Consider the following 6,459-nt stretch of genomic DNA (forward strand, 5'->3'; position numbering starts at 1 on the left):
ATGCTGAAAATAATGTACTTTCAAATGCGACTTCATGCGCCTCCGCCTATTGTTCTAGCACTGCTATAGGTTTAGCAAGAATGAAGCCAACTTTATGTTCGTATTAACGTTTCTATACATTTCGGCATTTATATAGCCTAATTGCTGCGTTTCTCTTAAGCTAAGAGCAATTTTGATACAACTTAGAGCTGCATCTTGAAAAAAAATCCTCAAACCGCCCTGATTCATGCACCACGAAAAGCCCCCCAATATATTTCTACTGTTCAACCTCCCTTGTTTCGTGCATCGACCATTATTTTCAATAACACCGATGCACTGTTTAATCGCCATTGGAGCGATGACTATGACTATAGTTATGGCACGCATGGCACGCCTACCACCTTTACTTTAGGCGATAACATTGCGCAGATCGAAGGTGGACAATATTGCCTGCTCGCGCCAAGCGGTTTATCGGCAATTAACCTGGTGAATTCCTGTTTCTTAAGTCAGGACGATGAAGTCTGGGTTGCAGATAACATCTATGGACCAAATATGGAACACCTACGTAACCTGGAAACGCGTTATGGCATTACAGTAAAAGTCTATAATTCAATTGATGCGACGACTTTCCAGCCTACCGATAAAGCCAAACTGATCTGGTTAGAAGCAGCAGGTTCCGTCACGTTGGAATTTCCCGATTTAACCGGGCTGGTGAAAAAAGCCAAAGCGCACAATATTCTGACCGCTCTGGACAATACCTGGGGTGCAGGGTTGGCTTTTAATGCCTTTGATTTTGGCGATGAGCATTTGGCAGTGGATATGACTGTGCACGCGCTGACCAAATACCCAAGCGGTGGCGGTGACATCTTGATGGGTTCTGTGGTGACCCGTAACAAAAAACTGCATCACCAGTTATTCCGCATGCATGCCATTCAGGGCATTAGCGTATCAGGTGATGATGTGGCACAGGTACAGCGCAGTCTGGCATCCATGCAACTGCGTTATCAGCATCAATCCCAAAGTGCTCTAACCTTATTGGCCTGGTTAAAACAGCAAGCTGAATTTGTACAGGTGTTACATCCTGCCGATGCTGAATCCGCAGGACATCAACATTGGAAAGAAATTTGCAAGCAAGAACACAGTGCCGGTCTGGTTAGCGTGATTTTTAAAGCTGAATATAGTTTAGAAGATATTCGAAGATTCTGCGATGCACTGGAACTGTTTAAGCTGGGCTTTAGCTGGGGTGGGCCGGTCAGTCTGGTCATGCTATATAACTTAAAAGACATGCGTGTGCTGGAACATTCACACTTAAAAGACGGCTTGCTGGTTCGTTTCTGTATCGGACTGGAACATCCGGAAGATTTAGTTCAAGATATTCAGCATGCACTAGAACAAATGAAAAAACTTAAAAATGAATAATAAATAACAGGAAAAGCTATGGGTACACCAATCGTTATTGCAAAGAAAACTGCCGATCCCACACAAGACATTGTTTTACATTCACAGTTTGCCAACCGTCATGGTTTGATTGCCGGAGCGACTGGAACCGGGAAAACCGTGACCTTAAAGGTATTGGCAGAAAGTTTTTCCCGTATCGGTGTACCTGTTTTTCTCGCCGATGCCAAAGGTGATGTTTCCAGCCTAGCCAAAGCAGGCGAAAGCAACCCGAAATTTGATGCACGTATCAAAAGCTTAAATATTGAATCAATTCCCTTTGCCGCATCTCCCGTGGTGTTTTGGGATTTGTTCGGCGAGCAGGGTCACCCGATTCGCACCACAGTTTCTGAAATTGGACCGCTATTACTGGCGCAAATGCTGAATCTGAATGATACCCAGGAAGGTGTGCTTTCCGCATTGTTCCGTATTGCCGATGATCAGGGTTTATTGCTGATTGACTTCAAAGACTTAAAGTCGATGCTGACTTATGTCAGTGAACATGCAGCCGAATTTAAAGCGGAATATGGCAATCTTTCACCGGCAAGTTTAGGCGCCATTCAACGTACTTTACTGGCATTGGCCGATCAGGGCGGTGACAAATTCTTTGGTGAACCTGCATTAGACATCATGGATTTTATCCAGACCGATAGCCAGGGACATGGCAACATCAATTTACTGGCTGCAGATCAACTGATGAACACACCCAAACTGTACGCCACTTTCCTGCTGTGGATGTTGTCTGAACTATTTGAACAGCTGCCTGAAGTCGGTGATATGGATAAACCGAAACTGGTGTTCTTCTTTGATGAAGCGCATTTACTGTTTGATAATGCCAGTGCTGCACTCCAAGAGAAAATTGAACAGGTGGTGCGCCTGATTCGTTCCAAAGGTGTCGGCATTTACTTTGTCACGCAAAATCCGCTGGATTTACCGGAAAGCGTATTGGGCCAACTCGGCAACCGGGTGCAGCATGCCCTTCGCGCCTTTACTCCCAAAGATCAAAAAGCAGTCAAAACTGCAGCAGATACTTTCCGTGCCAATCCTGAATTTAAAGTCGATCAGGCGATTACCGAACTGGGCGTCGGTGAAGCGCTGATTAGTTGTCTGGATGAACAAGGCACGCCACAAATGGTCGAGCGTGGCTGGGTCATGCCACCCCACTCTTCCTTTAGCCCGATTACTCCTGAAGAACGCAAAGTTCTGATCAGCAGCAGTGTGATTGCAGGCATTTATGAACAGAACCTGGATCGTGAAAGTGCCTTTGAAATGTTGCAACAGAAAGTTGAGCAGCGTCAGCAACAGGCTATGACTGATGAGCAAGCCAAACTACAGGCTAAACAACAAGAAACCTTAGCCAAGCAACAAGCCAAAGAAGCAGAAACTTATGCCAAGCAGCAAGCCCGTGAGCAAGAGCGCTTGGCACGCGAGCAACAAAAAGAGGCTGAACGCGCAGCAAAACAATGTGAAAAATTCACTCAGGATATTGTGGGAAATTTCGCCAAAAGTGCTGCACGCAGTCTGGGTGGCAGTACAGGACAAAAGATTGTTCGCGGTTTACTGGGTTCGCTGTTTGGTAAGCGATAATTTAATAATCTGATTAACAATGAACAAATTATGGGATATTCTTATATTCCATAATTTTTTTATGGTTTTATCATGTAACCCTATTGTAAAAGCAGTTTATAAAATGTATTTTAAATACATCTTATAACTCAGATAGAACTTACAACATGACTCCACAACACATCGAACTCGTAAAATCAACTGTTCCTGTACTACGTGAAAACGGCGTTGCACTGACTAGTTATTTCTATAACCGCATGTTGACCAACAATCCAGATCTTAAAAATGTTTTTAACCTGGATCATCAAAGTACTGGCCGTCAGCCACGTGCTCTTGCTGCAGCAGTATTGGCTTATGCAGAACATATTGAAAATCCGGGCGTACTGGCGAAAGCGATTGAACACATCACCACTAAACATGTCAGCCTGGATATTCAGCCAGAACAATATGCCATTGTAGGTGATAACTTACTGAACTCGATTAGTGAAGTTTTAAATGTGCCGATGGATTCTGATCTGATTGCGGCCTGGAAAGAAGCTTATATGCAATTGGCAGGCATTCTAGCTGGGATGGAAAAACAAAAATATGAAAGTTTGGCTGCACAAAATGGCGGTTGGGCTGGATGGCGTGCCTTTGAAATTGCTGCAGTTGAAGCAACTGACAGCGGCAAACGCTTTACTTTAAAAGCACAAGATGGCCAGCCTGTTGTGGGTGCTGAAACAGGTAGCTATATTTCAGTTAAAGTTCAAGTGCCTGGACATAATATTCAACAGCCGCAACAATTTACTTTTGCTGAGACCCAATCAGCAGATCAATTTGTTTTTGATGTAAAACCTGAAGTCAATCATACAGAATATTCTGTTGCCAACATTTTGCTTGAAAATTACAAAGCTGGTGATGTGGTTCAGGTTTCTGCACCGGTTAAAGGCTAAGCACTTAATAAGTAATTAATTTTGTATTATTGAAAGTTCCTTTCGGGGGACTTTCAAGTTACTCTATCTATCTTTCTCCACCCTTTAAAGACTTCATGCAACTTAATAAATTTACTGATTATGCCCTGCGAGTTTTAATGTATATTTCCCAGCCTAGGGATATGCCTTATACCATCGCGGAAATTGCTCAGGATCTGCATGTTTCTCAAAATCATTTAGTGAAAATTGTGCACTTTATGGGCAAACAGGATTGGCTGATTACGACCCGCGGCAAAGGTGGCGGCATCCGGCTCAACCCGCAGGCGCTTGAACTGAACCTCGGTCAGATCGTACGCATCCTGCAAGGTGAAAACCAGATTGTAGAATGTAATACTCCACCCTGCGTACTGCGCAGTCAGTGTGGACTAAAGGGTATTCTAGATCAGGCTTTGGAGCAGTTTTATCTTAGTTTGGACCAATATACGCTGGGACAAGTGTTAAATACTGCACCCGCTGCAAAGTACACGACCCACTCTCCTATTCAGATGATCAATCTTTAATTCCCTGTCTTTCGCTTGCAAAGTTCGCTTGCCTGAACGACTTCCTTTATAATGTGTGCTTGTAGATCATTTATTGAAGTTGAGTTATGCATCACAGCAGAGGAAAATCCAAAAACAGTAAGACAGCCAATGCGCCTAAGCAAAAGATCAGCTATGAGAAAAAAGTTGATCCTGCCATTACTGAGTACTCTGTTCGCGCGTTGAACTGGTTGCGTAAAGCCGAATTTTTAATGAGTGCACCGAAGCTAAGCCTGTGTGTTGAAGACACTGGCTATGAAGTGGCATTTGCTGGACGCTCAAACGCCGGGAAATCTAGCGCCATTAATGCCTTAACTAACCAAAAGCAGTTGGCACGTGCCTCTAAAAAACCCGGTCGTACCCAAATGATCAACTTCTTTAGCCTCGGTAATCCAGACCAGCGTCTGGTCGATTTACCAGGTTATGGTTATGCCGCTGTACCGGAATCCATGAAAATTGTGTGGCAAAAAGAGCTGGAAAACTATCTGATTCATCGTCAGAGTTTGCAAGGTCTGGTGCTGCTGATGGATATCCGCCATCCGCTGCAACATTTTGATGTGATGATGCTGGAATGGGCTTATTCACGTAAATTGTTCGTACATGTATTGCTGACCAAATCAGACAAACTGAATCGTGGGCCGGCATCAAAAGCCTTACAGGAAGTAAAAGCGGCATTGAAAAAGATGAAGCTTGATTTCTCCATTCAATTGTTCTCCTCACTGAACAAGCAAGGTCTGGAAGAATTGGCCAGCGTGATGGGTGGCCGATTGAACTTTACCCTAGAGCAATCCGCACAATTTGATCTGGACAGCATCCCTGAAGCCACTGCCGATGAACTCAATGATCTGGATGAACCTCTCGAATCTTTAGAAGTATTAGAGGACGAGTGCGAAACCGAAATTGCTGAAGATGCCACCGATGCAAGCCGACAAGCTGATTGATCGGGTCTGATTGAGCCAGATTGTCCGACCAAAATCATCATCAATTGATATTCCAGTGTCCTGTATTGCTAATCACAATGCGGGACATTTTTTTCATACTGACCTTAAGTAAAACAATAAGGACTGTATGATGAAACTTCTCTCCCGTTTAAAAAACTCCAGACTTGGCTCATCCATTGCCTATCATATTCACCCGCGTAAAGTAAAATTCCAGTGGCAGGACACCCAGATTGATTGGATTCCAAATCAGCCTTATGTCAGCTATTTCATTAATGAAATTAATATGATTTTGCCTGCCGGCGAATTCTGGTTCTGCCGTTTGTATAACAAGGTTTTGCCGAAAATTCAGGATGAAAAACTGAAACAGGATGTACAAGCCTTTGTCCGTCAGGAAGCCATGCATGCACAGGCACACAACTCGGCCAATAAAGAATATTTAACCGTACGCAACATTGATATCCAGCGTAATCTGGATGTAATGAATTTCCTGTTCACCAAATTACTTGCCGATCAGCCTTTAGGTTTAAAAGTTCCTCAATTGCTTGAACATCAATGGGACCTGTTCCGACTTGGGATTATCGCCACCGTGGAACACATGACCTGCGTGCTGGGGAAATATGCGCTGTACAACCAGGAGTGGGAAAAACTGGGCGCTGATCCGGCTATGCTGGATCTGATTAAATGGCACGGCGCAGAAGAAATTGAACATCGCACGGTTGCCTTTGATTTGTACCGTCATTTAGGTGGCGGCTATATTGCCCGTTATTATTTAAGCGTGATTGTCATTGTGGCGGTGATTGGTTTATGGGTCGATGGGACTGCTCATCTGCTCAAGCAGGATCCACGTTTTCAGTCTATCCGCCCTGCGGTATACAAACCATGGATCTGGCGTGAATGGTATGCCATTGCCCAGCGTGACAACAATTTAATGCCAAGTCCATTTTGGCTGGTTTCACAACAACTGGGTTATTTGATGCCGTGGTACGATCCACTGCACGAAGCCAAAACTGAAGATGCCATTGCTTACCTGAACCGCTCCCCTGCTGCCAA

The 6,459-nt window shown here is 44.2% G+C and carries 6 protein-coding genes; all 6 read left to right on the forward strand.

Annotated features, from left to right (window positions below; all coding sequences use genetic code 11):
- The first annotated feature begins 195 nt into the window (after positions 1 to 195).
- Entirely contained in the window at positions 196 to 1,398 is a 1,203-nt protein-coding gene (locus tag B2Y23_RS04675; RefSeq protein ID WP_291355110.1) for a PLP-dependent transferase, read from the forward strand.
- An 18-nt stretch (positions 1,399 to 1,416) separates the two neighbouring features.
- Positions 1,417 to 3,000, forward strand: a complete 1,584-nt coding sequence (locus tag B2Y23_RS04680; RefSeq protein ID WP_291355108.1) for a helicase HerA-like domain-containing protein — start codon at positions 1,417 to 1,419, stop codon at positions 2,998 to 3,000.
- A 146-nt stretch (positions 3,001 to 3,146) separates the two neighbouring features.
- The gene (locus B2Y23_RS04685; RefSeq protein WP_291369326.1) at positions 3,147 to 3,911 is read left to right on the forward strand and encodes a globin domain-containing protein; all 765 of its coding nucleotides are present in this window, start codon (positions 3,147 to 3,149) and stop codon (positions 3,909 to 3,911) included.
- Between the two features lie 95 nt (positions 3,912 to 4,006).
- Entirely contained in the window at positions 4,007 to 4,450 is a 444-nt protein-coding gene (locus B2Y23_RS04690; protein WP_291355104.1) for an RrF2 family transcriptional regulator, read from the forward strand.
- 86 nt (positions 4,451 to 4,536) lie between these two features.
- Positions 4,537 to 5,409 carry a ribosome biogenesis GTP-binding protein YihA/YsxC gene (gene yihA / locus B2Y23_RS04695; protein WP_291369328.1) on the forward strand — a complete coding sequence of 291 codons (873 nt, stop codon included), beginning with the start codon at positions 4,537 to 4,539 and terminating at the stop codon, positions 5,407 to 5,409.
- 130 nt (positions 5,410 to 5,539) lie between these two features.
- On the forward strand, positions 5,540 to 6,459 hold a 920-nt coding region (locus B2Y23_RS04700; RefSeq protein ID WP_291369330.1), incomplete at its 3' end, for a metal-dependent hydrolase.

This window comes from Acinetobacter sp. UBA5934 (genome assembly GCF_002430855.1).
Classification (GTDB): domain Bacteria; phylum Pseudomonadota; class Gammaproteobacteria; order Pseudomonadales; family Moraxellaceae; genus Acinetobacter.

Excerpts from the sequence above, each read along its gene's own strand:
- B2Y23_RS04680 (WP_291355108.1), top strand. The coding sequence starts at position 1,417 with ATGGGTACACCAATCGTTATTGCAAAGAAAACTGCCGATCCCACACAA.
- B2Y23_RS04685 (WP_291369326.1), top strand. The coding sequence starts at position 3,147 with ATGACTCCACAACACATCGAACTCGTAAAATCAACTGTTCCTGTACTA.
- B2Y23_RS04690 (WP_291355104.1), top strand. The coding sequence starts at position 4,007 with ATGCAACTTAATAAATTTACTGATTATGCCCTGCGAGTTTTAATGTAT.
- yihA (WP_291369328.1), top strand. The coding sequence starts at position 4,537 with ATGCATCACAGCAGAGGAAAATCCAAAAACAGTAAGACAGCCAATGCG.